General features: G+C 75.0%; 2 protein-coding genes and 1 pseudogene. 1 reads left to right on the forward strand and 2 read right to left on the reverse strand.

Going from position 1 to position 1,781, the window contains the following annotated elements; translation table 11 throughout:
• Positions 1 to 451 precede the first annotated feature (451 nt).
• Both B7767_RS49255 and B7767_RS06245 read right to left on the reverse strand, forming a co-directional pair.
• A pseudogene (locus tag B7767_RS49255) lies at positions 452 to 946 on the reverse strand (ATP-binding cassette domain-containing protein); the annotation flags it as partial.
• The gene (locus B7767_RS06245; RefSeq protein WP_085571249.1) at positions 943 to 1,368 is read right to left on the reverse strand and encodes a GntR family transcriptional regulator; all 426 of its coding nucleotides are present in this window, start codon (positions 1,366 to 1,368) and stop codon (positions 943 to 945) included. The gene B7767_RS06245 and the pseudogene B7767_RS49255, both read right to left, overlap by 4 nt.
• Before the next feature lie 108 nt (positions 1,369 to 1,476).
• On the opposite strand from B7767_RS06245, the gene B7767_RS06250 reads away from it, so the two are divergent.
• Positions 1,477 to 1,781: RNA polymerase sigma factor (locus tag B7767_RS06250; protein ID WP_143652243.1), on the forward strand; the 305-nt coding region annotated here is incomplete at its 3' end.

The following is a 1,781-nucleotide window of genomic DNA, read 5'->3' on the forward strand; positions in this document are numbered from 1 at the left end:
CAGCGCAGCTGCCGGGGCGCGGGGGCGGGGCGGTCGGTGGTGGCCGGGGCGGTCAGGGTGGCGGTCATGCGGCGGGCTCCATGGGGTCGGCCGGGGTGAGGGCCTCGGGGTTGCGCAGGTAGGACAGGACGAGTTCCTCCAGGGACGGCGCTCCGGTGCTCCAGTCGCCGGGCAGCGGGCCGGACGGGCGGATCAGCGCGCTGAGCCGGCGGCCGGTGGTGCGGGACTCCACGACGTCGTGCGGGGCCAGGTCCGTCGTCGCCGGGGCGGAGACGCGGGTGTGGGCGGCCAGCAGGTCGTCGATCTCGCCGGCCAGGCGGACCCGACCGCCGCCGATCAGCAGCAGGTGGTCGCAGGAGTCCTCAAGCTCGGCGACGACGTGCGAGGACATCACGATCGTCGTGCCGTGCGCGGCGGCCTGCCCCATCAGTACGCCCATCAGCTCGTGCCGGGCCAGCGGGTCGAGGTCGGCCATCGGCTCGTCCAGGAGCAGCAGTTCGGGCCGCTTGGCGAGGGCGAGCGCGAGGGCCACGCGGGTGCGCTGGCCGCCGGAGAGGGCGCGGACGCGCTTGCGGGGGTCCAGGTCGCCGCCGGCCACGATCCGCCGCGCGGTGTCGGCGTCCCAGCGGCCGGGGTTCAGGTCGGCGCCCATGCGCAGCGTCTCGTCGATCGTGAGCTGCGGGTACAGCGGCTTGTCCTGGTCGACGAAGCCCACCCGGGGGCGGGCCGTCGCCGGGTCGGTGCCGAGGACGGTGATCGTGCCGTCGGTGGGGGCGAGCAGCCCGGCGGCGATCGCGAGCAGCGTGGACTTGCCCGCGCCGTTGGGGCCGACGACGGCGCAGACGCGGCCGGCGGGCAGCCGGAAGGAACAGTCGCGCAGCGCCCGTGCGGAGCGCCGGCCGAAGCTCTTGCCGAGCGCGTCCGCCTCGATGGCCGGGACGGTCATGACGGGTCTCCCTGAGAGGTCTTCGGATGTGCGGGGTCCGGCGTGCGCGCCGGGTAGTGGGTTTCGAGCACGGCGGTGAAGAACGCGGCCACGTCCTCCCGCTCCAGGCCGGCCGCACGGGCCCGCGCCGCCCAGTCCTCCAGCTCCGCGCGGAGCGGGGAGTCGGCGGGGGCGGCGCCCAGGGAGCGCCGTACGAAGGTGCCGAGGCCGCGCCGGGCCTCCACCAGCCCTTCGCGCTCCAGTTCGCGGTAGGCCTTCAGCACGGTGTTGGGGTTCACGGCGGTGGCCTCGACGACCTCGCGGGCCGTGGGCAGCTTGTCGCCGGGCTCCAGCAGGCCCAGGCGCAGGGCCTGTTTGGTCTGCTGCACGATCTGGACGTAGGTGGCCACGCCGCTGCGCCGGTCGATCCGGTAGTCGACCACTCGACAACCCCCTTTCACTAATTGAGTAGTGAAAGGGTGATGCAAGGGGGTGGGAAAGTCAATCGCGCTCCCGTGAACCGATCGGCGGGGGCCGCCCGATGAGGGGACGTGAGCGAAACGAGAAGCGACGGGGAGCTGCTGCGCGCCGTCGCGGCGGACGGGGACCGGCGCGCCTTCGAGGAGCTGTACCGGCGGTACGCGCCGTGGCTGACCGCCCGGATGCGCAGCCGGTGCGCCGACGCGGGGATCGTCGACGACGTCGTGCAGGAGACGTTCCTGGCGGTGTGGCGGGGGAGCGCGCGCTACCGGGAGGACGGGGACGCGGCCGGCTGGCTGTGGCGGATCGCCTCGCGCCGGCTGGTCGACGCCCTGCGCGGCGCCGGCGCACGGGGCCGGCTGCGGCAGACGCTGGC

Source organism: Streptomyces sp. 13-12-16 (assembly GCF_002114215.1).
Lineage (GTDB): Bacteria > Actinomycetota > Actinomycetes > Streptomycetales > Streptomycetaceae > Streptomyces.